The 21,757-nt window shown below is 61.9% G+C and carries 25 protein-coding genes; all 25 read right to left on the reverse strand.

Annotated features, from left to right (window positions below; translation table 11 throughout):
• Positions 1-12: 12 nt before the first annotated feature.
• The 25 genes from ABDB81_RS16530 to ABDB81_RS16650 all read right to left on the reverse strand — a co-directional run bounded on the left by ABDB81_RS16530 (position 13) and on the right by ABDB81_RS16650 (position 21,704).
• Entirely contained in the window at positions 13-615 is a 603-nt protein-coding gene (locus tag ABDB81_RS16530; RefSeq protein WP_346812150.1) for a tail fiber assembly protein, read from the reverse strand.
• An 11-nt stretch (positions 616-626) separates the two neighbouring features.
• Positions 627-1,265, reverse strand: coding sequence for a phage tail protein (locus ABDB81_RS16535; protein ID WP_346812152.1), 639 nt, complete (start codon positions 1,263-1,265; stop codon positions 627-629).
• Between the two features lie 13 nt (positions 1,266-1,278).
• Entirely contained in the window at positions 1,279-4,446 is a 3,168-nt protein-coding gene (locus tag ABDB81_RS16540; RefSeq protein WP_346812154.1) for a phage tail protein, read from the reverse strand.
• A 410-nt stretch (positions 4,447-4,856) separates the two neighbouring features.
• Positions 4,857-5,408: a hypothetical protein gene (locus ABDB81_RS16545; RefSeq protein ID WP_346812156.1), complete on the reverse strand. Its 552-nt coding sequence runs from the start codon at positions 5,406-5,408 to the stop codon at positions 4,857-4,859.
• On the reverse strand, positions 5,405-5,998 hold the full coding sequence (locus tag ABDB81_RS16550; RefSeq protein WP_346812158.1) for a hypothetical protein: 594 nt from the start codon (positions 5,996-5,998) through the stop codon (positions 5,405-5,407). The genes ABDB81_RS16545 and ABDB81_RS16550 overlap by 4 nt, the downstream gene beginning before the upstream one ends.
• Positions 5,999-6,001: 3 nt before the next feature.
• Entirely contained in the window at positions 6,002-8,764 is a 2,763-nt protein-coding gene (locus ABDB81_RS16555; RefSeq protein WP_346812160.1) for a phage tail tape measure protein, read from the reverse strand.
• Positions 8,757-9,197, reverse strand: coding sequence for an HK97-gp10 family putative phage morphogenesis protein (locus tag ABDB81_RS16560; RefSeq protein ID WP_346812162.1), 441 nt, complete (start codon positions 9,195-9,197; stop codon positions 8,757-8,759). Before ABDB81_RS16560 ends, ABDB81_RS16555 begins: the two co-directional genes overlap by 8 nt.
• Positions 9,197-9,442: a hypothetical protein gene (locus ABDB81_RS16565; protein ID WP_346812164.1), complete on the reverse strand. Its 246-nt coding sequence runs from the start codon at positions 9,440-9,442 to the stop codon at positions 9,197-9,199. The genes ABDB81_RS16560 and ABDB81_RS16565 overlap by 1 nt, the downstream gene beginning before the upstream one ends.
• A gap of 44 nt (positions 9,443-9,486) precedes the next feature.
• Positions 9,487-9,888: a hypothetical protein gene (locus ABDB81_RS16570; protein ID WP_346812166.1), complete on the reverse strand. Its 402-nt coding sequence runs from the start codon at positions 9,886-9,888 to the stop codon at positions 9,487-9,489.
• A 4-nt stretch (positions 9,889-9,892) separates the two neighbouring features.
• A complete protein-coding gene (locus tag ABDB81_RS16575; protein ID WP_346812168.1) occupies positions 9,893-10,534 on the reverse strand; it encodes a phage tail tube protein in 642 nt (213 codons plus the stop codon).
• Positions 10,535-10,600: 66 nt separating this feature from the next.
• Positions 10,601-10,948 carry a DUF3168 domain-containing protein gene (locus tag ABDB81_RS16580; protein ID WP_346812170.1) on the reverse strand — a complete coding sequence of 116 codons (348 nt, stop codon included), beginning with the start codon at positions 10,946-10,948 and terminating at the stop codon, positions 10,601-10,603.
• Entirely contained in the window at positions 10,941-11,276 is a 336-nt protein-coding gene (locus ABDB81_RS16585; protein WP_346812172.1) for a phage head closure protein, read from the reverse strand. Before ABDB81_RS16585 ends, ABDB81_RS16580 begins: the two co-directional genes overlap by 8 nt.
• Complete coding sequence (locus tag ABDB81_RS16590; protein WP_346812174.1) at positions 11,273-11,617, reverse strand: head-tail connector protein; 345 nt, start codon at positions 11,615-11,617, stop codon at positions 11,273-11,275. Before ABDB81_RS16590 ends, ABDB81_RS16585 begins: the two co-directional genes overlap by 4 nt.
• Position 11,618: 1 nt before the next feature.
• The gene (locus tag ABDB81_RS16595; protein ID WP_346812176.1) at positions 11,619-12,083 is read right to left on the reverse strand and encodes a hypothetical protein; all 465 of its coding nucleotides are present in this window, start codon (positions 12,081-12,083) and stop codon (positions 11,619-11,621) included.
• 54 nt (positions 12,084-12,137) lie between these two features.
• Positions 12,138-13,301 carry a phage major capsid protein gene (locus ABDB81_RS16600; protein ID WP_346812245.1) on the reverse strand — a complete coding sequence of 388 codons (1,164 nt, stop codon included), beginning with the start codon at positions 13,299-13,301 and terminating at the stop codon, positions 12,138-12,140.
• A 247-nt stretch (positions 13,302-13,548) separates the two neighbouring features.
• Entirely contained in the window at positions 13,549-14,223 is a 675-nt protein-coding gene (locus ABDB81_RS16605) for an HK97 family phage prohead protease (protein ID WP_346812178.1), read from the reverse strand.
• Entirely contained in the window at positions 14,213-15,520 is a 1,308-nt protein-coding gene (locus ABDB81_RS16610) for a phage portal protein (RefSeq protein ID WP_346812180.1), read from the reverse strand. The genes ABDB81_RS16605 and ABDB81_RS16610 overlap by 11 nt, the downstream gene beginning before the upstream one ends.
• On the reverse strand, positions 15,517-17,187 hold the full coding sequence (locus tag ABDB81_RS16615) for a terminase large subunit (RefSeq protein ID WP_346812181.1): 1,671 nt from the start codon (positions 17,185-17,187) through the stop codon (positions 15,517-15,519). The genes ABDB81_RS16610 and ABDB81_RS16615 overlap by 4 nt, the downstream gene beginning before the upstream one ends.
• Positions 17,188-17,189: 2 nt before the next feature.
• Positions 17,190-17,696, reverse strand: a complete 507-nt coding sequence (locus tag ABDB81_RS16620; protein ID WP_346812183.1) for a terminase small subunit — start codon at positions 17,694-17,696, stop codon at positions 17,190-17,192.
• A 375-nt stretch (positions 17,697-18,071) separates the two neighbouring features.
• Positions 18,072-18,251 carry a hypothetical protein gene (locus ABDB81_RS16625; protein ID WP_346812185.1) on the reverse strand — a complete coding sequence of 60 codons (180 nt, stop codon included), beginning with the start codon at positions 18,249-18,251 and terminating at the stop codon, positions 18,072-18,074.
• Between the two features lie 388 nt (positions 18,252-18,639).
• The gene (locus ABDB81_RS16630) at positions 18,640-19,125 is read right to left on the reverse strand and encodes a hypothetical protein (RefSeq protein WP_346812186.1); all 486 of its coding nucleotides are present in this window, start codon (positions 19,123-19,125) and stop codon (positions 18,640-18,642) included.
• 226 nt (positions 19,126-19,351) lie between these two features.
• Complete coding sequence (locus ABDB81_RS16635) at positions 19,352-20,194, reverse strand: hypothetical protein (protein ID WP_346812188.1); 843 nt, start codon at positions 20,192-20,194, stop codon at positions 19,352-19,354.
• A 38-nt stretch (positions 20,195-20,232) separates the two neighbouring features.
• Positions 20,233-20,856, reverse strand: a complete 624-nt coding sequence (locus ABDB81_RS16640) for a DNA-binding protein (RefSeq protein ID WP_346812190.1) — start codon at positions 20,854-20,856, stop codon at positions 20,233-20,235.
• A 15-nt stretch (positions 20,857-20,871) separates the two neighbouring features.
• Positions 20,872-21,141: a hypothetical protein gene (locus ABDB81_RS16645; protein WP_346812192.1), complete on the reverse strand. Its 270-nt coding sequence runs from the start codon at positions 21,139-21,141 to the stop codon at positions 20,872-20,874.
• Positions 21,138-21,704: a hypothetical protein gene (locus tag ABDB81_RS16650; RefSeq protein ID WP_346812194.1), complete on the reverse strand. Its 567-nt coding sequence runs from the start codon at positions 21,702-21,704 to the stop codon at positions 21,138-21,140. Before ABDB81_RS16650 ends, ABDB81_RS16645 begins: the two co-directional genes overlap by 4 nt.
• Positions 21,705-21,757 lie beyond the last annotated feature (53 nt).

Raw genomic sequence — 21,757 nt, forward strand, 5'->3', positions numbered from 1 at the left:
CACCTGTATGTTCTACTGCGGCTTCACGGGCCAGTTGATCGTGCGCGGAAATCCTGCCTGAGACGTAACGGCCCGCAGCGCTTTGCGGTACTGGCTCAGCGCCTTCAGCCGGGCCTCGTCCTCCGGCGTCAGCTCGTCAAGCACGAAGCCGTCCATCAGGGGCGCGATCAGCTGGTCTGCCTCGGCGAGCAGCGCATCCCGCTGTAGCGTGGCCGCCGCTGCCAACTGCTGCGACTCGAGCGCTTCGTCCAGCGTCCATTCGTCGTTCAGCCACACGTGGGCCGACGACGGGCGCGGTTCGTCGGTCAGAAAAGGCGGCAGGTCGCCCAGGCCGTTGTATTCCTGTCCCAGATCGAACGATGTGCCGTCGGCCGTGCGAAACAGCGGCACTGTCCGGTAGTCGGGCACGACAGTCCAGTCACCGTCTCCCCAATTCTGGGGCGGGGTGCCATCCGCCTGGCGATACACGGCCGCCCTACCCTGTTGCACGTCGGGCGGAGCGGTGGGCGTGGCATAGCCAGGCACGATAGGGTTGTCAGGGTCGAGCGGATTTTCATCAGCGACGCCGATCCCGAGATGCTGCCCAATGGTGGGGTGGTAGTTGTGGATTTCCATTCGGTGGTCCTTCAATACTTGATGCAAGCGAGAAGCGCGATGTTTCGCGGGCGCGTTTCAGTGCCGCCGTACGACGATGTTCCAAAGGAATTGCCGGTTGTCAGTGCGGCGTTACTTCCCGGCGCCATGATTGAGGATGATCCACCATAGAGGTGGGTGTGAGCCTCAATGGATTGCGCTTGCGCAGAGCCGAATGTGCGCCCCGAGTCCACACCGCGCGAGTCGTCCCAGCCGCGAATGAATTCGGCGCGCAGTTCTGGGACGTTGAAGGTCGTAGATCCATCCCCACCACCAAACGTGGTGCCAATCTCGGCGAAGAGGTCCGCATAGGTGGTACGCGATACGGCACCACCGTTGGCCTTCAGGAAGCCTGTCGGTGCAGCGTTCTTCGCGTGATAGACGACCATCCCCGGTTTGATGTGGCCCAGCAGCGGCACATCCAAAAGCCCCAGCGTGATCCACGCCGAGTTGGCTCCGTTCCGAATCTTCAGTAGGCCGGTGTTCGTGTCGGCCCACATCTGATAGGCGTAGGGCGTCGTCGGCGCAGCTGCTCCCGAGCTATGACTGGCCAACGCCTGCAGCGCGCTGTTCACGTCCGCACGATAGGAAGCGCCTGCCTGGTTGGCGACGATGAAACTGTGCTGAGACATCTATGCTCTCCGATTAATACGCGACCGCGTCCCAGTCGAATCTGCGCGACACGGGGGTGCTGGATGCGTTGAAGAAGGTGATCGTGAAACCGGTTGCCGTCTTGCCGGTGATGGAGAAGTAGTCGCCTTGGGCCATGTTCTGCGCGGTGATTCCCAAGACCGGATCGACCCGGAATGGCTTGCCGAACACGATTGGGTATGCGCCCGCGCCGGAGACGACGTTCTTCCCGGATTCGCGTCGGTCCGGCATATCGACACTGACCGTCAGCCCAGTCACCACCACGTTGTGGGTGGACGACCCGCTCTGCATCTCCACCTTCCACTGGAAGGCGCGCGCCTCGTAGTCGCCCATCGAGAAGCGCTGCCAGTCGGTCCAGGTTGGGGAGCCGGCGGGATCGTCGTTCGTGGTGCGCACGTACAGCATCACCGCGGTGTCGTTGATCCGGCCGCCGTCGATCGACTCCCAGCTATCAATCAGGTCGTAGCGGAAGTCGATCAGGTCGCCCGTATCGAATGACAGCGCATCGATGGTCGCCGTTAGGCGCGATTTCTCCACCACCCCAAGATCGAACGTGCTGGCGAATTGATATGTCCCATCAGACACGATCCCGCCCAGCGAATCGATCAGACCCCAGCCGCCGGCGCCCACCACATCGTCGATGGGGCCAAGGCTGTCGATCGCGCCCTGGTCGTCCCACAAACCGGTTGCATCGATCAGGCCCTGATCATCGATCAGGCCATTGCCGATCAGCTTGATACCGTTGAGCGCCGGATCCAGCACGACGTTCGTCTTTGCCCCGGAGAACGCCGGATGCTCTGCCACCGTCGCGACGATGTTCAGGCTGGACAGCGACGGCGCCGTGGTGATTACCATGGCCGCCTGCGGCGACTCGTGCCCGGTGGAGTCGATCCACTTCGCCAGATATACGCCTTCCAGCAGCGGCAACTGAGCGGAGTTGGCTGCGCCTGATACGAAGCCCCCGATGTCGATGGCACTAGCCCAGCTGGGCTGAACCAGATCCGTCGTGTGCCGAATCCGAGCCTGGCCGCCGTTGCGCACATCCAGGTCCGTCGCGGCATCCCACGTCAGGTTTGCAAAGCCGTTCAACACCGTCAGGGACAAGCCCGTGAGGTTGCTCGGCGGCGCCAGCTTTCCGACGACCACGTGGACCGGGGAATACGTCCAGAGAGGACTGCGCACACCCAAGGCCGATACGAAGCGTGCACGGACCTGATACGGCTTGCCGTCGTCTACCGGCGAAATGTATTGGCCGGTGGTGTCTGCCGAGACCGGCGCCAGCACCTGCCAGTCCGCCTGATCCGCGCGCTTGTACTGGATTTCCGTGCGCCCAGTCTGCCGCACGGAGAGTTCCGTGGGCTGAGGCCAGGTGAGCAGGATGCGTGAGGTCACCACGCCGCTGGATGACAACACCAAATGCGCCTCGCCGGAATCCATGCTGATGGGCCCGACGTTCTCCACAACGAACGGGTTCGGCAGGTTGGTATCGGGCGCCGGGTCGTAGTTTGTAGCGTCACCGGCGCTCCAGTCGTAGACCGTCGCAGCTTCCTCGTTAAGGACCAGATCGACTCCGCCATCGTCGCTTAGCTTCCACGACATGACGCGAAAGACCTTGTTCGTCCATCCGAACTTGGCCAACGTGAGTTTTACAGTGCTGTAGGCCGACAACTGAAAGGCCGTCAGCTTCGCTGGAAACTCCACCACGATGCCCTGCCGCGACCGCTCCAGGATGATCTTGGCCAGGCGCTGGGCCATCGTCGCGTCTGTCGTGAAGGGAAGTTCAATGTCCCTCTCGATAACCTCCCCATCCTGCTGCGCGTACAACGGATTCTTGACGGCGGGGAAGTCGCTTGGCTGCCAGTTCTTCGATGGATCGACGAACGTGCCCTTGACCACATTGAACAGATCCTTGCGCGACGTTCTGGGGCGCACCTTCACTGCCCCCCGCAGGTCCGACTCCGTCAGTGTCACGGTCGGAATGTCGTAGGCGCCGGCAAACATGCGGAAGACACCGCCAGCAACGACCACCGTTCCACCACACGCTGACACCATTTCTGCCAGGTTGTCGCGCGGCGACTTGTCGGTCATCACGATGCCATTGCACCGGTATCGCAACTGCACGCCACCGTTCGCGAGTGACACAGCTTCGTCGGAGATATTGCCGGCCGCGCCGAAAGCCTCCATGTCGATGTCCTGCGGGTCGCAGCCGAAGCCGCGCTCGTCCGTCAGGTAGTCATAGACACACATCGCCCAGTTGTCGGTCCAGTATCGTGTGCCATAAAACGGGTTGTACAGGACCTTGCCACGCACCATGGCTTTGACGTTGGGCAGACCATTCGGGAAGATGTCCGAATCGAACTCCAAGCGCACATAGATATATGTGACGCCCTGCAGCCTGTGGTCCCATGTCCAGCCGGGGACCTCGGCGACCATGTCCGCGTCGGCGGCCTGGTCCGGCGTACCAAGGTGTCGCTTGACGCGGACGTAAGCGTGGGCGTTCTGGATTTCATAGGTGACCATCAGATGCGTGGTCTCGGGCTGAAGTCCACGCACCGTCACAGATGGCAAGCCCTCGGTCCACGAAATGTCGCTCACGTTGTATGAGGAACCATCGGCGACGTTGGCGATCACCGACGCCATGCGGTAGACATTTCCGCCATCCACGTTGAACGTCATCGACGTGGCGCCAGGCGTCACCGCGACCGTCATTGCAGCCGACGTCCCCCAGACCTTCAGGAACTTGCCACTGGTGGGGTAGATGCTGCCTTCCGGAATGCCGGCAGGATCGTCTCCGAGATAGATTTCCTCGATTCCGTCGCACTGGTGGTCGGCAAGCGCGATCACCAGGTGCATGAACTGGTTCTTCTTCTCCCCGTCAGTGCTCGCCGCATAGACCAAGGGGCCGGAGGTCATCGCACGGCCGTAGATCAGGTTGCGCGGTTGCACGTTCGAACGCACGACCTGCGTGCGCCCCTGGGCTTCAGCCGAGAAGCCGTTGTTCGACTTCGGCTTGAAGATCGCACCCATGATGGAACCGATCGCAAATGAGATTGCGAAAGCGGTTACCCCGTACACCAGGATCCCAACTGCCGTAGCCACCGCTACCGTCGATCCCGCCAGCAGGACCGCGGAGGCTACGGCTGCTGCTACTGCCTGTGGCATTTGATGCTCCTAAGTCTTCCATGCAGATTTCGATGCGGACGACGGGAAGTACAGAATTCCTTCCGCCCCCTGCGCTGCGACACTAGCGCCCACGCACAATGCGAGTGCTTCGCCGTCGGGCGTGTCAATCAAGACCACGTCACCGCGCCCGGCCAGCCCAGGCGCCATCGGTGCGCCGAATGCTAGCGATGCAAGACCAGCAACGCCGCCGTTATCGCGCAGCAGTCGCCGTGCACCCCTCTCACTCGAATAAAGCCCGCGCCATCGGACTGCTGGATCGACGCCGGTTATTGCTGCCACACCGTCACACACAAACGTGCAGCAATCGCTATCGCCCCAAGAGAAAGCCCGCTCATGGCGGGCTTCAATGAACGCAGCAAGGCGGGCCGGCCAATCTTCGAATCGCTGCATCAGCGTCCCCATGAAAGATTCTTCTCCACCATCTGGGCTACAAACTCGAAGCCTCGATCACCGGGATACCGGTTCTGCTGGTCTTCATTGTTGTAGCGACGCGTTCTGGCGCGCTCCCAGGCAACCATGCGGGACTCAACCGACACGGTGATGGTTGCGGTGTCGCCAACCTCGATGTCAGGCACGTCCATCCGACCGCTAAAGGTACGGACTGGATTGCTCACCAGTTGAAGGTCATCACGCAACGGCGCCATCCACACTTGGCATGGCTTACCCTGATACTGCTCACCCAGTGTGATGGCAATTGCCTCGGTAGGTACCCCCGAAAGCGTCAAACGCAGACCGATCGCCTCCAAACTGGCCTGCTCTTGAATCGGCTCTATGGAGCCGAGCAAGCCCAGACCTGTCCACGTGATTCCGTTCCACTGCATGTCATAGCCCGCGCTACAGACACATAGCGGTACCGAAAAATCCATCTTCACGAAAAAGACATAGGGCACGTGGCCGGATGTGACCGCGCTAGCGGTAATCTCATCCATGCTGCGGTTCATACGAACACCTCAACGGCACTAATTACGACCGCATCGGAAATGCGGCCCGGCATCACTGAGATCGAGTACTCATCGCTGGACAGCATCATCGTGGCGCGCGGCCGGTCCGTCGTAATGGCCGCTAGGTTTCCTGGCTGCTTACGGAATGGCGGCGACACAGGGATGGTGGCGATCCCGGTTACGTTGCTCGTGACGTCAGCGGTGACGATCTTCAGCTCGCCCCCCGCAGCGATGTAGTCTCCTGCTCGCAAAATGACCGCATTCGGTGCCCAATTGAAGGACGGCAGCATTCGGAAGTCCGTCAGGTTGCCGCTCACCATCGGGCTGTACAGCGAGTTGCCCGGGCGCTGGTGCGGCCAAACTGTGAACCTCCCTGCCATCCCGCCGAGCGACGCCAGAAATGCCTCGAGCAGCCCGCGATCAAGATCGTTCTTGGGTGGAAACTCCCAGGACGCCTTCCAGCGCGCCCCGGGCCGCTCCACGGTCTGAACCGACCGGTTAAGGGGCGACGTAAATGCCTCGGTATTCGACTGCAGGCCCCACGTCGACTTAGCTGGCACAAGACTCAACGGCCAATCGATCGTTGGCATTCCCTATCTCCTGGCCATTTGCTGAAGGTCACCGCCACGTGCCATATTGGCCCGCACTTCCGCCAAGGCGGCATTCTTCGCCTGCACCATCGCCTGCGCGATTACCGCCTGATCTGACCGACTGTCGATGTTGATGTGCTGCACAATCGTCACATCACCGCCGCCCGCTGCACCGCCACCCAATTCGTTGTTCGGCACGACATAGCCCGAGCCAGTGGGCACCACCAGCTCCGGCCCGCGCTCACCCACCAGGTACGGCTGACCAGCATTGATGTTGCCACCGGTCGCACGCGCAGACACGTTCGCTATAAGCGAATCCAGCCCCGCCTGCGTCTGAGGCCCATATACGCCGCCTACTGATGTCCCGGTCATGTCGCCATATGCGCCCATCACCATCGAGCCGAGCTGGCTGAAGAGACCGGACAGAGCCGCCCGCGCCTGAATGCGGATCAGGTCGGAAATAACCGACTGCGCGAAATCTCGGAAATTGCCCTTGCCGGTCGTAGAGAACGACACGATGCCGTCTTCCATCCGCCTGAACGCATTTGTCGCCGCTGTGCTGGTCATGGCCATAACGTTGCGCGATTCCTGGGCGTAGTTGGCAATGGCTTCAGTCGCGCCATTGACCCAGCTTTCCTGCTTCTCCCTCAGCGATGCGTAGTAGGTGTCATAAGCTGCCAACGACTGATCCAGCCCGTCGCGCAGATTCTTCTGCGAGTCCAGGTAGGCCTGCGACGTGCGCTGCGCCTCCGGAGTCGCCTTCTCCTGCTGCAACGCCAGGTCTTCGTACGCCTTGTAGATAGACCGCACCGCCTCGGCCTGCTTCTGTGCCTCGGAGCCACGGCCGACAGCGTCCAATTGGCGCTGGTATTGCTCGGCCGCCGACTTCTGCATGTTGCTGATCTGCGCGCTGATTGCAGCGGACCGCTCTTCCACTTTCTGGATTTCGGTCTTGACCTTCAGCGTCTTCTCGTGCTCGACGTACTCCGCCAGCGCGTTCTTGATCCTGTCCTGACCAGCCAGCAGGCTTTTCTGGTCAGCTGTCAGAATGGCCTTGCCCTTCAGGTCAGCTATCAGCTGCAGGTACGAAGCCTGCATCTTCTCGGCTGCTGTCAGCTTGTCAGTCGACGCCAGAGCGGCTTGCACGGCCGCATCCTGATCGCGGATTTGCTGAATGAACTTCGTCGCCGCGTCGTCCTGGTAAGCCTTCGGCTGGCGCGCCTTCGGATCCTTGAACTTATCCTCAATGGCGGCCAGTCGCTTGTTGTACTCGTCAGCGGCCATGCCGACCAGCTTGGCGTCCTTGTTCAGTTGGTCAATTTCTTCCTTGCGCAGATCGGCGCGCGAGCGGGTCGCCTTCTCCTGATCCCGAAGACGGGCTTGTGCTGCAACCATGGCATCCTGCCGGCGCTGCTCTGCAGCCTTCTCTTCTGCCGCCGCATTGGCCGCTTCCAGTGGCTTCGCCTGCGCCTGCAACTGCTCCAGGTTCATCCGCGCGCGAGCTAGCGCCGCTCGGTTGACACCACCCGGTTCCGAGCCAGGCGTGGACTCCATTTTGGCGATCTCGGCTTTGGTGCGCTCAATCGCACCGCGCACATCCGCCAAAGTGGTATCCCGGCCGACGCCAAGCATTGCATCCCAAGCGCCCTTGGCCAGGCCCGTAAGTCCGGCCCACGCCCGCTGCATATAGCCGACGTTCGCCACCACCTGGTCGGCGCGGTCCTTCATCGCGCTGGCGTAAGTGCGCTGCGCCAGCGCGGCCGCCTCTTCCTTTCTGCCCTGATCTTCCAGCGCTGCGATCTGCTCAAAGACCGCAGCAGTGAGAAAGTGGTACTGCTCGTTCAGCTTTTGCGAGGCCTTGACCGGTTCCTCACCCAGCTTGACGAACTCTTCGACTGTCTTCTCGACGGCCGCGCCGGTAGCCTTCTCCCACGCCTGCGCGGCATTGCCGAGTTCCACGAAGGTATTGCCGGCAATCTTGCCAGTCGAGGCCAGCGCCGTCAGCGTCTCGGCGGCTTTTCCCTGTGTGCCGGCCGTGTCGCTCATGACCTTGGCCATAGTCGCCATCTGGTCGGCAGACACCCCGGCCACGCCGCCGGTGATCGTCAGCGCAGCATTGAATCGTCGTGTCTCGCCGGAACCCTTCTCAAACGCCACCGCCAACCCGACAGCAGCGCCAGCCAAGATCGTGACCGGGTTAATCAGGCCAGCGACGGTACTTCCCACGGCACGCACGGCCGGCCCGATGCCGCCGAACATGTCCCGCAATTGACCACCCTGTTGCGTTAGGATCAGCAGCGGCGATTGCCCGCCGGCCAACTGCGTCACGACGTCTGTTATCTGGGCCGGCACCATGCGCATGGCGGCTGCCGTCTGCCGCGCCGACATGCCGACGTTATCCAGTGACGCGCTGACACGCCCCATGCCGTTAGCGGCCTGCTCAGCCGCCTTGAGTTGGTTGATGTACGGGGCGACTGACTCGCTGACGCCTAGCAACGCTGCCTTCTGCTCGATCAGTTGGATCCTCGTCTTGCCCGAGGCCTCCGCCATGCGCGCGGTCTGGTTGACGAATTGGTTGATTGCGCGCGCGTGCGCATCCGAACCATTTCGGGCCGCCTCAGCAATGGCGGACTCCGCTACAAGCGTACGACGCGCCTTGGCCTCCTGCGTGGCAATGAAGGCGTCCGCGCTGCGGCGCGCCCTATCCATTTCGGCGGTATAACCGGTCGCATCGGCTGTGACGCGGACAATCGTTTCGTCAGCCACGTGTGAACTCCCTTGCCTTTTCCTGAATTACCGCGCTGACGGCGGCAGCGGCGGCCTTCTTCTTCGCTTCGAATCCGGGCCGAAGGAACGGCTGCGCGGCCATCTTGGACGTGCCATGCTCGAGGAACCGGCCGTAGAAGGCTTCCTTCGACCAAGTCACGATGTAGGACGCCAGTCTTCCTGGAATTGACTTCTCTTCCTCGAAGGCGATGATGATGTGCGAGCGCAGAAAGCCGGGCGGGTGCCTGCCCTTCTTGCCCTCATAGATGCCTAGATCGACCGGAGCCCGCAGTTTCACCTCTGCATGGATCACGCGCGCGCCGGCCACCGCGGCTTGCCGCAGCACCGACTCGGAAGCAACCTGGTCGAGCGCATTGAGTTTGCCCTTGAGTGCATCCTCGTTCTCCACCGTGACGCGCCGCGGCTTCGCCATCAATCCCTCCGTGGAAACATCACGCTCTCGATCAGCTTCGCCTGCTCTTCCGGGTCGTCTAGCAGGATCGCCTCGGCACTGTGCGCCGCAAGATGGTGTTCGCTCCACGGCGTCATGTCGAAGCAGCTGAACGGATCGCTGCGCGCCTTACGATCGCGATGAATATTTGCGATCGTGGACGCGATCGCGCCAGCGCGAAGGTCGTCATAGACGCCGCCGCGCTGGTCGACCTGGTAGGAGGCCATGTATTCGACGAACTCCGCGCTGCTTATCCGCTCTTGCAGTTCCCTTATTGGGATTCCGAGGTCGATGCTGAGCCGGATCCAGTGCCGCCGCTCTGGGCGGCGTCGGAGTTTTTTACTTCTTCCTCCACCGCCTCGGCGCCCAGCTTGTTCAGTCGCATGGCAACATCCACCACGCGGTCGAGCGCTTCCTTGCTGCGACCGCGCAAAGCCTCGACATCGTCCTCCGAGAACAGCAGTTCGCCGGTCTCGTCTACCACGCAGCACACCAGTACGCGCGCCTGAAACACGCTGTAAGGCGTCTTCCCCTCGCCTTGCAGCGCCATGAAGCGGTCGCGCGCGGCGCCAGACATGACCGCCACGCGCACGTCGCCGCCCCACTCCGGCACGGAAACGTCTTCGTGCTCCAGTGAGGCGGCCAGAATTGAGTCTTTCGAGAGAATCGGCATAGATTTATGCGTCCACCACGTCGCCGGTAATACGCAGGGTAATACCGGAAGTTTTCAGGATCTGATCCACGCCGCCTTCCAGCGGGCTGTTCTTGCAGTACGCGTCAAACGTCTTCGTCTTGTTGTTCGGCAGCGTCAGCTTGTAGGTCTTCTTGGTGCCCGCCCGCTTGGATGCGTCGACGGCCTGCTGGCCGGCATCGTTCATGTCGCGGTTGACGTCGAAGGTAAAGCTGCCCCAGTCCTGCAGGCCCAGCAGGAATTCCTTCGCGGTGGAATCCATGTCGGTGGCGTCAAGTTCGCTGGCCTGACCGTCGAACCCCTTGAACGAGACCAGATTCTCGATCTTCGTCCAGCCCAGTGGGGTAATCGTGCCGGCCGCCGTGATGGTCTTGCCGGTGGTGTCGATGTCAACGGCGATCGTGTTGGTGCCCTTGTACTTGACCACGACCGTTTGACCATTCAGCAGCGCAGCGTCTGCGCCCGTCAGCCCGGCCAACGTGGTCACATCACCATTGGACAGGCCGTGCGCGGCGGACGTCAGGATCGTCGGAAAGCCGACAGCAACGCCGGTGATCGTCTTGGGTGCGCCTGCGGTGCTGGAGATTTCCAGCTTCGAGCCCTGCGCGGAGATTGCGGTAGATGGCATGTTGACCTCATCAAATGAAAAAGCCCGCGCAGAGCGGGCGGTTGGAACGGTGGAACGCGGAGTGGTTCAGGGCTTGAACCAGATCGAAAAATCAAGACGCGAGCCGTACAGCTTGGTGTCCGCCTCGTACTGGCTCACCGCGGCGCCGATTGGGATGCCTCCGGCCGCAACCAGCGCAGCCCGCGCGGCCCGCATCGTGGCAGTCGTGTCGCCACGCTTACCGGACCATACGGTGATCTGCATGCGCTGGTTTTCGAGATCGGCGGGGCCATCAAGATCGTTCACATCTTGGCCGCCGACGGCCTGGTATGTCACGTATGGCCCTACTGTGCCGGTCGGCGCCACGTCAGGGTAATTCTTCAGGTTGACGGTCTTTAGCGCCTCAACGACGATTATTTCGGCGGAGTCAGCCATCGGACGCTCCTGTCTCGCACACCAGATCCACGTATTCACGTCTGACGCGGTCGGCCAGGATCGCCTTGATGCCGTACGCCGTGCCGTCGGCGCACAGGACGCGCATCGCCGTGGTAACGCCTTCGGCCGCCAGCAACGGAATGCGCACGCTGGCCTGCACGATCGACGTCGGCGCGTCGGCCCGGATGGATTCAATGCCACTGCGGTGCAGGATGTTGGCCCACACCGGCCGGACCGAGACCCACCCTACCGTCGGCTGGCCGTAGTCGTCCTGGCCATCGGCGGGCCGCTGGATCTCCACACGCTCGCTGCGCTGGCCGGCCCTCATACGCCCAGTCCCACGCGGTAGGGCTGCAGCAGGTCGAGGGCGCCGCGCGGCAGTTCTTCAACCGTTGCGCCGACAACCACGTCTTCGCGGTTGCCATACAGGTGGCCGACGGTCAGCAGCACCGCCGCCTGAACCTCGGCGTTGGCCACCATCGGATCATCGCCCGCCGTGCCGGCCAGTTCCGCAGCGTCAAGTGCGGCCTGGTCCGGGTAGACCTTGCGGTTAAGGAACGAGGCAGCCGAACCTTCAGCCGCTGCCAGGTACAGGCCAATCAGCTGATCCTCGTCCGCCCACGTCACCCGCAGGTGCGACTTCACCATGTCGAGAGCGAGGATCGGCATCTCAGGCTCCCTTGTTCTTCGGGTCCGGCGCTTTCTTGTTGGCAGGCGGTGGTGCCGCCTTTTCCTTCTCTGCAGCGGCAGCAGCAGCAGCCTCGGCGGAAGCCCGCTCTTCCGCTTCCCGGCGCGATGCCTCTTCTGCGGCAAGAAGTGCTTCCTCGTCCTTCTTCGCCTGCTCTTCTGCAGCAGCCCTGTCTCGTGCTGCCTGCTCTTCGGCTTGCTGTTTCGCCAGAGCTTCGGCAGCGGCGCGGTCTTCAGCCTCTTGCTTCGCCTTCGCCTCCGCAGCCTCGCGCGCAGCTGCCTCGGCGGCTTCCTTCGCGCGTTGTTCGGCCGCTTGCTTTTCCGGATCCTCGACGAGTCCAGCCCTCGCTAAGTCCTTCGCCAGCGCAGCGCTCATCGCGACGTCGTCGCCAGCGTGGGCGTCGATGTCGTGATGCACGAAGCGGGTCAGTGCTTTCACTGTGATCATGATGGGGCTCCGTGGCCCCCGGCCATAGCCAGGGGCGTTTTGCGGACGGCTCTGTTACGCCGGCGTGATGTCGCCCTTCACGAAGGCTTCCGGGCGGTAGACGGCGAGGCCCAGACGTTCTTCGATCAGGATCGTGACGATGTTCTTCACGAAGTCGTCCTCGTTCTCGGTAGCCACCATCACCGAGGCTTGCTGGCGGTCAAAGATCTGGGCGCCGAGCTTGAACGCGCCCGTCAGGAACGTGTCCACGGTCATGGCCTGCGTTGCCACCACCGGACGGCCCCACAGCGCCGGCTGAGCGATGCCCTGCGGGTTCGCGAAGATGTACGCTCCGGTGGAATCCTTGGTCAGCTCGATCGCAGCCCAGTCCGACGGGTGCAACACGATGCCGGTCGAGGGGTATTCGGCCAGTTCGGCCTGCAGCAGCGCCAGGCGCAGCACGTCGATACGCGTCGCGTTTGCGATCACGATGGGCGCCACGTAGGGGGTGGCCTGCGTGTAGATGCCGTTCAGGTTGTTGCCGACGCCAGAGCCGTTAAGCAACTGCGCTTCTTCCTTGAAGGCCAGCCCGTAGCGCAGACGACCGTCGATGTAGCTCTGCATCATCGGAGCATCGGCCAGAATTTCGGTCGATGCCTTCACGAAGTGAGCGATCTTCACGACAGCTTGGGCCAGCAGGTCGAACGTTAGGTCCGATTGCGGCTTCTTGGCACCTTCCGCGACCGTTGCGGCCATGTTCTGGAACCCGGTTTCCTTCACGTACTGGATCAGGTTCGAACTCGTGCGGCCCGGCGTCAGCAGATCGCGAACGGTCAGACGGCGCTGGGGCGGCGTCTGGATTCCGGCCAGTCGGTCCGGGGCGATCGTGTCACCGGCCACGGCGGGGTCCGACGTGATGGTGACCACGGCCTTGACCTGGTGGCTGAAGCCCTTTTTGTAGTTGCCTTCGGCGACGTACGCCTTATAGCCTTCCGACTCGACAAATTCGGAGCCAACCGACTTGGCACCTTCCGGCTCGCCCGAGCCGCGGCGCAGCAACTTCTTCTCGGCGTCGTCCAGGCGCGCCTGTAGTTCGCCCTGCTTCACCAGCAGCTTGTCGACAGCTTCCTTGGTATCGGCGCTGACCTGGCCAGCGTCTTTGGCTTCCTTCAGTGCCAGTTCGCCCGACTTCTTGACCTCGTCACCGATCCGCTTCAGCTCGGCGGTGACCTGTTCCATCACCTGCTCGGGCGACGGATCGCCACCGGTGCCGCTCTTGCGCGCCATCGAGGCGACGGTTCCCGCCGCGCCGAGGCCAGCGAGGCCGAGACCGTGATCGCTCAGTGCGCCGAGGATGTCGGCGTGGTTCAGCACGCCCGAGACGACCGCGGATGCGGCGTGGGCGTCGAAGGTCAGCATCGACGCGATCATCGCGCCAGCGACGGCGCAGAAAATGCCCAGGAAATTGCGTTTCATCATCGTATCCTCAGAAGGAAAGGGATTTGAGGCTGTCCAGCAGCCGATTTACATCGTTCGCCGCGCTGCCAGACTCGCTCTGGAGCAGGTGTTTCAGGCCACGGTTGGCGATAACCGCGGCCTGTGACTTCGAAAAGCCTGCCTCGCGCAGGAGCCCTTCAAAGTCGGAAAGGGATGGGAGCGCACCGTGCGCAATCGCTGATTTCACTGCGTCGATACGGGCGGCATCGTTGGCCGGGACTGTCACGATCGATACCTCGACCAGGTCGACCGCCTTTAGCGTGCGCACTCGCGTTTTCTCGTCGAAACTGTCATCGCGCACGTAGTAGCCGATGGACAGTCCTGTGATCGCCTTCGCCTTCATGCCTCGATAGGCAATCTTGGCGTAGGGCGCGTCGTCCAGCCAGAGCGCCCCGTCGCCCTTCAGTCCGGTGCTGTCCTCGACGAGCGACGTCCAGTCGCCAATCGGCTCGCCTGTGCGGTGCTGCCACAGGATCGGCAGCGATCGGCCCTTCGCTTCGAGGTCAGCCAGACTGGCTTTGAACGCGCCGGGGGCCACAACTTCGCGATAGCTGTCGACGACACCGAATACGGAACCGTAGCCAGAAAAAAGGCCGTCATCTTTGACGGCCTTGGTATCCCATTCGAACGCGCGTGTCTTGAACGCTGCGGATTTACGTTGCATCGCTGCTCTCCGAGGTGAGCCATGCGGCCAGTGCATCTTTCGCAGCGGTGGCCGGGTTGTTCTCGCCCAGCTTGTCGATGGGCAGCATATTGGATTGCACAGTTAGGACTGCAGCGTTGCCGCCCATCGGCGGCAGGTTCTCTTTCTTACGACAGTCGTCCCGCGTCATGACACCGTTCTGGGTCATTTGCGAGTAGAAGGCCGCACGCGAGGCGCTGTCGCCACGCAGCAGGCCCTCCATGGCGATCTCCACCGAGTAGGAACCCCGCTCGACAGGGGTCATCAGATCCTTCTTGGCCGACTGCTCAATACGCACCGCCCAAGTTCGCAGGCTGAACGTCACAAAGCCGATCATCTGCTGCTCGATGCCGGTACCCCATGACGTCGATTTTTCAGTGTGGCCGACCATCCACGGTGGCACGCGGTACCAGCGACAGATTTCCTCGACGTTGAACCCGCGTGTCGCCAACAACTCGGCGTCCTGCGGGTTCATCCTCAGCTGCTCGAATCCTGCACCCTTCTCCAGCACCATGTATCCGCCCTGATCACTGACGGTCTTCACATGCGCACGGATCTCGTCGCGCTGGCCCGGCTTCAAAACCGCGTCCATCGTGACCAGGCCGGCCGACTTCATGCCGTCCTTGAACGTGGACGCACTGGCGCGGTCGGCGGCAATAGCCCCACCAAATACGTTCGCGCCCATCTGCACGGGCGAAATCGGGTTGAGCCCATCCAACGTGAACGCCGGGAGGTACCAAAGGTCTTCTTCCGCAATGACGCGCGACTTCTTGAGAATGGGATCGTTGTAGGTCCACTCGATACTGCCGTCATCCCGAATGCGCGGCGGCATCATGCAGGACGGCAAAAGAATGTCGAGCGCAGACAGCTTACCCAACACATTGCGCCGCTTCTCCACATAGGCGGCGCCCCACAGAAGCAGGCAGGCAACATAGATTTGCCAGAAAACCGCTGCAGTCATATTGTCGTTAGGCTGGTCGTGCAGCAGCCTGTACAACTCATGGTCCTTGGCCAGAGTCTTCGTGTCGCCCACCTCCCGATACACGTTGACCGGCAGCGTCGACAACGTATCAGCCAGCAATCGAACGCATGCCCAAGCCGTACTGAGTTGCAACGTCGAGTTGACCGTCACCGATTCTCCGGTGAAGTTGCGGCCACCGAACCACGCAGCCCAGAATGCACCCGAGTCGAGACCGATCGGCACCCCAAGCCAGCCGGCCAGCCCTCCCGCGAGGGCGGATTTCACCCGCGCGGGCAGTGTCTGTTTGGTCTGGTTCATACGATGATCGGGTTCGCCAGAAAGCCAGCGAGGTCGTCGGCTGGCTGTGGATTGAGTGAAAGAAGCGCGATGGCGTTGAACAGTGCCATCAACGGGTCAATCTTGGCCGTCCCGCTCGCCTGTTTGGTAATCAAGATGGCGTTGCCGCGCGGCTCGACCTTGGCATTGCCGACGCACCAGTTCATCAGTGCGGTACCGGCGTGCCATAGCGCGCCTTCGGCCAGCTTCCGCTCGGTGGTCTTGATCGTGCCACCCAACTTCCAACCCTGCGAGATTCCAATCACCATCTCCTCAGGAATGCCGGCCGCCACCAGCGCATCCAGCACGGCGCCAATGCCGCTCGGGTCAACGCCGATCTTGTCGAGTACTCCGGCCTCATAGACGAGCAACGCGAGCTGAGCGAGCTGCTCTACGTCCTCGCCAATCCGCTCGACAATCACTAGATCGCCGTCCCTTTCGAGGTCGCGAAGTTTAGACGCCTCCGATTTCCGGCGTTCAAGAACCGTTGGGTGCGCCCACGCCCTGTTCCAAGCAAGCCATTCTCCGGACTTCCGGTCACGTCCAACCGCTGCCGCACCAAGCAAGTCATCGAGGCCGCCGCCGTCGATACCAAAGTCCACGACCTCGCATCGGCAGATCAGATCCTCCAACGTCAGACCAGGGATCGCTTGCTGATCCCAAAACAAGGCGCCTGCCCAGTTGTCCGAACGCAGGTTGAGGCCGATCTCGACATTCAGGTGCTTGGCCAAAAACTGCTGCAGCGTGCCGTCCGTCTTCGACTGGTTCTTTCGCAACTCGTCTTCCAGCCACTCCGCGCTGACTGAACGCCCGAGGTTGGGGTTCGTGATGTAGAAGTGAGCCGGATCGACGTACGCCTTCGCCTTGACGAGCCGCTCGGGGAATTCGTACAGCACCGGCAGAGTCTTCCGGTCGACAATCTTGCCGTCGCGGACGTCCCGCCAGTAATCCAGCTTTTCTTTAAAGACGCCGGCCGGCGGTTCGTCGGACTGCGTAGTCAGGTAGATGACCCAACCTTCATCACGCGACACCTGCCCTCCGAGGGCCTCCATAAACATCGCGCTAGCGTTGGATCGCTTCCCAAAGAGCCAAAGTTCGTCCACCAGGACCTTGCCCGACTTCTTGCCGGACACGGTATCTGTATCGGCCGCCACGACCTTCAGGCTATTCCGGTTGACTCGGTGGGTGATGGTCCGGATATGGTCCTGGATATGGAACTTGGCAGCGAGTTCGTCGTCCTCCCGGATCATGCTGGCAGCGGGCTTGAAACTGTTGTCCGCCACTTCCTTGGTTGGCGCGAGAATCAGATGCTCCTCTTCCTCGCGCCAACACAAGATCAATGCGGTCAGCATGATGCCGGCCGCGATCGTCGATTTCGTGTTTTTTTTGCTGATTAGCAGTCCGTATTCGCGAATCAGTTGCTTGCCGGTGTCCGACTCGTAGCCACCGAAGATGGCGCGGACGAAATCGAACACCCAATCTTCACTGCACTCGCCAAAGGTGGGCTTCCCGGGAAGATCAACGACGCATAGTTCCTTGAAAATCGCCAGGGCGCGTTCCGCCTCGTCCTCGAAGATCGGCGCGGGAATGATTGACTGCCGCGCCACGAGCCTGGCTTCCCAGTCGATGCACGCGGTGGACCATTCCATATTCACACCTTTTTACCCCCGGCCGTGACCAACTTGGGCGGCGCGGAGGGCTCGAATCTGCCTGGCTTTTTGGCATCCGCAGCGGCCTGCTCCTTTTTGCCCGTGTCGCCCAGCTTCTTGTGGAAGTAGGGCATCAGAGCATTGGCGGCGAAGACCCGAAGCTTCGGCTCCGTGGAGTCGTCATTCATCGCCGCTTTCAGGAAGGCTTTCGGATCGGAAAACTGGGTCGCGCGCTCCCATATTGACTCGGCCTCGTCGGCCAAGGCCTGAGGTTCGGCTGGCGCGAGCGGCTTGGCGGGAGTCGCCTTGGCTGGCGGGCTGGGCTTCCTCGGCGCTTTCGCCTTGGCCTTCCGCTCCAAGTGGGCGAGTACATCAGGATCCTTCGCCAGTCGCGATCCGGCAGCCGCCGCGGATCCCGCGCTGTACCCGGCAGCGATTGCGGCTTCCTTGTTCGTATGCCCCTTGGCCTTCGCCTCGGCAAATTTCTGCTTTTTGCCGGTCAGTGCCATGTTAAAACCCGCTGGAAGCGGTCCAAATGTTAAACATTGCGCTGGACGTTTACCGTTTTCGATCAACGGTTTGCGCGATGTTGTTAATGCGGGCAGCGTGTTAAGGCTTTAACAAATTCCGTGGGAGGGGAAATTTTCTGCGCGTGAGGGAACGGGTGGTCTAGGGCGTAAAAGCCACTTAAGCTTTCGACCCACCCCTCCCCTTGGCCATAATTAGGCCGATTAGGCACGTTTCAGGCGGGCCGCTTCGGCATTACGCCAGCATCGCCGCAACAGCAGGGACGACCGCACCAACGTGGTGCGCTACAGCCCTCGCGATGAAACGGCAGCTTGTTCTTATCCGGTTAAGGGAATCTATGGAGCTGAGTGCTTCCCTTATGGCTGAGTGCCTGCCGTGGTCACGCTCGACCGTATCCCGTGCTTAGTGAGGAAGGCAGCCAGAGCCTCGAGGTCCAGCCGCAGGCCCAAGCAACGGTGCAACCATGCGAGGATGGCCAGCAGCGGCCTGACCCACCACGACACCTTGACGCTCACTGTCACGTTCATGGTTGCCATGATTGGTTCTCCTGCCGCTGCTTGTCGCGGCTGTGGTGTGTCTGGCACAGCGTCTGCCAGTTCGACTCATCCCAAAACCGCGCTTGGTCGCCACGGTGCGCAACAATGTGGTCAACCACGTTGCCATAGGGCACGGGCAGCGCACGCTCTGCGCATTCGAGTATCACCTCGGCCAGGCCGGCGGCCTGTATGCGAGCCTCACGCATGCAGTACACACAGTACGGATGCAGTCGCAGGTATGCCTCCCTCGCCTTTTGCCAACGATAGCCATACCCGCGCTGCCCACTGGTCTGGGCAGTGGTGCGCCAGGAGCCAGGCCGCATGGTGGGGGTTCGGGCGCCTGCTTGCGCAACCCTGCCACCAAGCATGGGGAGGCGACCGCGCTTGGTCACGGCCACAGCCCCAATGCGTAGGTCAGCGCAACGCCGACGCATGCCATGCCAAAGATACCCCAACCGAGAGCGGCACCCGATATGGCAGCCTCGCTTCGAGTCGGTCGAGGCTGGGGAACTAATGGAGAGCCGAGATTCGCGTGGCGCATCGCTTGGGCAATCACGGCTACATCAGCGCGGGGCTCCACATTGATGTGCTGGACTACCTTGACGGTGTCGCCCGGCGCATCGTCGGTGAACGCCTCAGCCGGATCACCTGCCGTGGCAGCGCCAGCGGGCACAAGCTTGTACTCAGCGACCAGCGGGTGGGCGTCGAAGCCTTCCACGCCTTCGGCCTGCGGCAAGTATGTGCACCGTACCGTCACCACTTCGTCCAGCGCGCACCGCAGTTCAAACGACTTGGTGCTCTTCGGCAGGCCGAGCGCGTCCATCAGCGCCAGCACGAACGGGTTGCCGTTGGCCAGGATAACTTTGGAGGGCATGGGCAGGTCCGAAGACAGGAAGAAGAAACGGGTACGACAGCCAGCGGCCGGCATACCCAAACCCGAGGCAACTGCCGGGAGGAGACAAACGGGACAGCGGAATTGGGGTACTACAAACCCGATACGCCAATGCAAAAAAGCCCGCTGGCTTTCGCTTAGCGGGCTTTGGAGGCAATTCTGCGGTGTATCGGAATGAGGCCTATTTTCGACACAAAATGTCGAAAGGTCAAGTCTTCGTTGTTGTCACGTCCGTCGGCTTCATCCATTTCACGTCCGGAAGGACTTGGGCGACGTAGTTCAACAACGAAATCGCCTTCAGGCTATTGATCTCGTTTCCGTAGTCGACCGACTCGCCATGCATAACTTGGTGCCGATTGAGACCCACAAAATCCATACCTCTCTCGCTCTTCCCCTTTCCAACTTGCCCGATGGAGTTGAGCGGTGACAGCCATGCTGCGTCCCATTCGTTATGTTCAGGCGAGCTTGCATATGCCGCCGTCCTTGGCCGAGGATCGTTTCGGAGTCGCTGGAAGAACTCAGCACCCAAAGCGTCAACGCACATGCCGTCAACCTGCGCCAAGATTGGTGGGATCGACAACTCGTACTGACCAGCGCGATGCGCACCAAATGCCGCGCGGACAATCTTCTCCCGCCTAGGGAATCGTTGGCAGATGGACTCCTCGATGGAATCCAACCGCTGTGCGAAGTGCTGCACCAGCATAGCCTCGGCTTCCTCTTCCCCGCCGGGCCGATCATATATACGGATTAGCTGAGCCGGCATAGAGAGCGCCATCTCCTCGTCGAAGTACCAACCGCGCTCGGCGAGCATCTCCAGTGCTCGTCGATATGTTGGCGGCAGATTCTTGACTGCCTCGCCAATCTTGCTTGACAACTCGGACCACTGACGACCGAACTCCAAGACAGCAGGGCTGATTGCGCGGGCGAGGGCTTGATAAGGTTCAAGCATCTTGCTCCAATTCTGCATCTGTCGGCGCAGCGCCGCACCAAGGCTTTCAAGCTGTCGCCTGCGCAGCTCAAATGGATCAGGATTTTCCTCTGGGGTATCCATGGACGGTCTGAAAAGTTGCGAGTACCACCCCTATCCTACTACGCGGCCTCCTCCATCCCGACGAAGCCACGGTCGCGTAGCAACTCGTCCGCCCGCTGCAGTGCAATCGCCTGCACGCCAACTTCCCCGCCGATGCCCTTCTTGCCCCGAAGATAGGTCAACAGCTTCAGGTGGTGCGTCGATGCCGTCTGCCGATGCACCCCGCAGGACTCAGCCACCCGCTCGAGCGTGATCTTCTTGCCGTCCGCCCCACGATGCGCGCCAAAGTGTCTCTCGATCAGGATCCGTCTCAGCCGATAGTGCGAGAGCGATCCGGCAAACAGGTGGGTCGTGTGCTCCGTCAGGAATGAGACAGCCTCGCCCCATTCCCGGTTTGGCTTCCGCCCTGAGCAGCACGGCGCGGTGCAGTCGCACGGCAGCTCCGCCGGCGCGAATTGGGCGATCAGCACAGCCTGGTGCAGCAGACTGAAATCCCGCAGCTCGCTACGCAGCATGCCGGCCTGCCCCGCACCGTCCACACCGGCCAACCCCTTGCCCGTACCAACGTTGCCGCCGCGCATCGCGCGCGCCATCGGCGTCGGACTGTACTGCTGCGTCGAGTACGAGAACGCAAAGCGCAGAGCGCTGTCCGCGCTGGTGAATAGGATCTCGGTCTCGGTCATCTGTCTGCTCCCCGGTTATCTGGTCTGGTTCTGTTGTCTTGCGCCCTGCTGCCACCGCACCCACGGCAGCCGGAACGCGGCATGGAATTCCGCCTCGGCCTTCGGGACGTGATCGAGGTCCGCCCGGGATGTGATGTCGCAGCGCTTCAATATGAGGGCTCGCGCGTCGGCTGGCGTGTCGCACGGCAACCCAGTCTTGACGGCCACCATGCGGCGGAATTCCGGGTTGTTGCAGAGGATCCCGGCCAGGCGGGCCAGCGCACCGCCCTTCTGTTTCGCGGTCATGCGGCCACCCCCATGCCAAAGAGCGCCTGTACCACGGGATGCTGCTGCGCCACGACGCCGCGCTTCATCTTCCGGCGCACCGTGCCTCGGTCGATGATTGCCTTGTAGCGGAGCGGGTCGTCCTCCTTCATTCGGCGCATGCGGGCGCACTGACGCTCCGAGGCCGTCGGCACGTAGGGCTTCGGCGCGTCCGTTCCCGGCACCGGCAGCCACAACGGCTTAGGCGGGCCGCGACGGCTTTTCAGCCAGCCCGCTGTGTGCGCCTCTCCGTCCGCCTGGCCTTCCTTCATGAGTCGGTCGATGCAGACGCGGCTGGCTCCAGTCAGGGCGACCAGCTCATGCACCGTGCGAGCCCGCCCATCCGCGCATATCCGGACCATCAGCCGCCATACCGCCGAGCGTTTGCCCTTGAACGGCTTCGGACCCAGCTTCATGCTGCCCGCCATCATCTGAACGGCATCACCTGTCCTGCCCAGCTGAAAGCCGATGTCCCACCACTTCAGTCCCTGACCAACCAGCACGACCAACTTTGCCTTCTCCTCATCCGTCCACAGTCGGTTCATCGCTTTACTCCCCACAGAATGGACAGGACCACGCCGGCCATCACCAGCGCAGC

Origin of the sequence: Cupriavidus sp. DL-D2 (genome assembly GCF_039710735.1) — a bacterium.
Taxonomy (GTDB): Bacteria; Pseudomonadota; Gammaproteobacteria; order Burkholderiales; family Burkholderiaceae; genus Cupriavidus.

Excerpts from the sequence above, each read along its gene's own strand:
- ABDB81_RS16530 (WP_346812150.1), bottom strand. The coding sequence starts at position 615 with ATGGAAATCCACAACTACCACCCCACCATTGGGCAGCATCTCGGGATC.
- ABDB81_RS16535 (WP_346812152.1), bottom strand. The coding sequence starts at position 1,265 with ATGTCTCAGCACAGTTTCATCGTCGCCAACCAGGCAGGCGCTTCCTAT.
- ABDB81_RS16540 (WP_346812154.1), bottom strand. The coding sequence starts at position 4,446 with ATGCCACAGGCAGTAGCAGCAGCCGTAGCCTCCGCGGTCCTGCTGGCG.
- ABDB81_RS16545 (WP_346812156.1), bottom strand. The coding sequence starts at position 5,408 with ATGAACCGCAGCATGGATGAGATTACCGCTAGCGCGGTCACATCCGGC.
- ABDB81_RS16550 (WP_346812158.1), bottom strand. The coding sequence starts at position 5,998 with ATGCCAACGATCGATTGGCCGTTGAGTCTTGTGCCAGCTAAGTCGACG.
- ABDB81_RS16560 (WP_346812162.1), bottom strand. The coding sequence starts at position 9,197 with ATGGCGAAGCCGCGGCGCGTCACGGTGGAGAACGAGGATGCACTCAAG.
- ABDB81_RS16565 (WP_346812164.1), bottom strand. The coding sequence starts at position 9,442 with ATGGCCTCCTACCAGGTCGACCAGCGCGGCGGCGTCTATGACGACCTT.
- ABDB81_RS16570 (WP_346812166.1), bottom strand. The coding sequence starts at position 9,888 with ATGCCGATTCTCTCGAAAGACTCAATTCTGGCCGCCTCACTGGAGCAC.
- ABDB81_RS16575 (WP_346812168.1), bottom strand. The coding sequence starts at position 10,534 with ATGCCATCTACCGCAATCTCCGCGCAGGGCTCGAAGCTGGAAATCTCC.
- ABDB81_RS16580 (WP_346812170.1), bottom strand. The coding sequence starts at position 10,948 with ATGGCTGACTCCGCCGAAATAATCGTCGTTGAGGCGCTAAAGACCGTC.
- ABDB81_RS16585 (WP_346812172.1), bottom strand. The coding sequence starts at position 11,276 with ATGAGGGCCGGCCAGCGCAGCGAGCGTGTGGAGATCCAGCGGCCCGCC.
- ABDB81_RS16590 (WP_346812174.1), bottom strand. The coding sequence starts at position 11,617 with ATGCCGATCCTCGCTCTCGACATGGTGAAGTCGCACCTGCGGGTGACG.
- ABDB81_RS16595 (WP_346812176.1), bottom strand. The coding sequence starts at position 12,083 with ATGATCACAGTGAAAGCACTGACCCGCTTCGTGCATCACGACATCGAC.
- ABDB81_RS16600 (WP_346812245.1), bottom strand. The coding sequence starts at position 13,301 with ATGGAACAGGTCACCGCCGAGCTGAAGCGGATCGGTGACGAGGTCAAG.
- ABDB81_RS16605 (WP_346812178.1), bottom strand. The coding sequence starts at position 14,223 with ATGCAACGTAAATCCGCAGCGTTCAAGACACGCGCGTTCGAATGGGAT.
- ABDB81_RS16610 (WP_346812180.1), bottom strand. The coding sequence starts at position 15,520 with ATGAACCAGACCAAACAGACACTGCCCGCGCGGGTGAAATCCGCCCTC.
- ABDB81_RS16615 (WP_346812181.1), bottom strand. The coding sequence starts at position 17,187 with ATGGAATGGTCCACCGCGTGCATCGACTGGGAAGCCAGGCTCGTGGCG.
- ABDB81_RS16620 (WP_346812183.1), bottom strand. The coding sequence starts at position 17,696 with ATGGCACTGACCGGCAAAAAGCAGAAATTTGCCGAGGCGAAGGCCAAG.
- ABDB81_RS16625 (WP_346812185.1), bottom strand. The coding sequence starts at position 18,251 with ATGGCAACCATGAACGTGACAGTGAGCGTCAAGGTGTCGTGGTGGGTC.
- ABDB81_RS16630 (WP_346812186.1), bottom strand. The coding sequence starts at position 19,125 with ATGCCCTCCAAAGTTATCCTGGCCAACGGCAACCCGTTCGTGCTGGCG.
- ABDB81_RS16635 (WP_346812188.1), bottom strand. The coding sequence starts at position 20,194 with ATGGATACCCCAGAGGAAAATCCTGATCCATTTGAGCTGCGCAGGCGA.
- ABDB81_RS16640 (WP_346812190.1), bottom strand. The coding sequence starts at position 20,856 with ATGACCGAGACCGAGATCCTATTCACCAGCGCGGACAGCGCTCTGCGC.
- ABDB81_RS16645 (WP_346812192.1), bottom strand. The coding sequence starts at position 21,141 with ATGACCGCGAAACAGAAGGGCGGTGCGCTGGCCCGCCTGGCCGGGATC.
- ABDB81_RS16650 (WP_346812194.1), bottom strand. The coding sequence starts at position 21,704 with ATGAACCGACTGTGGACGGATGAGGAGAAGGCAAAGTTGGTCGTGCTG.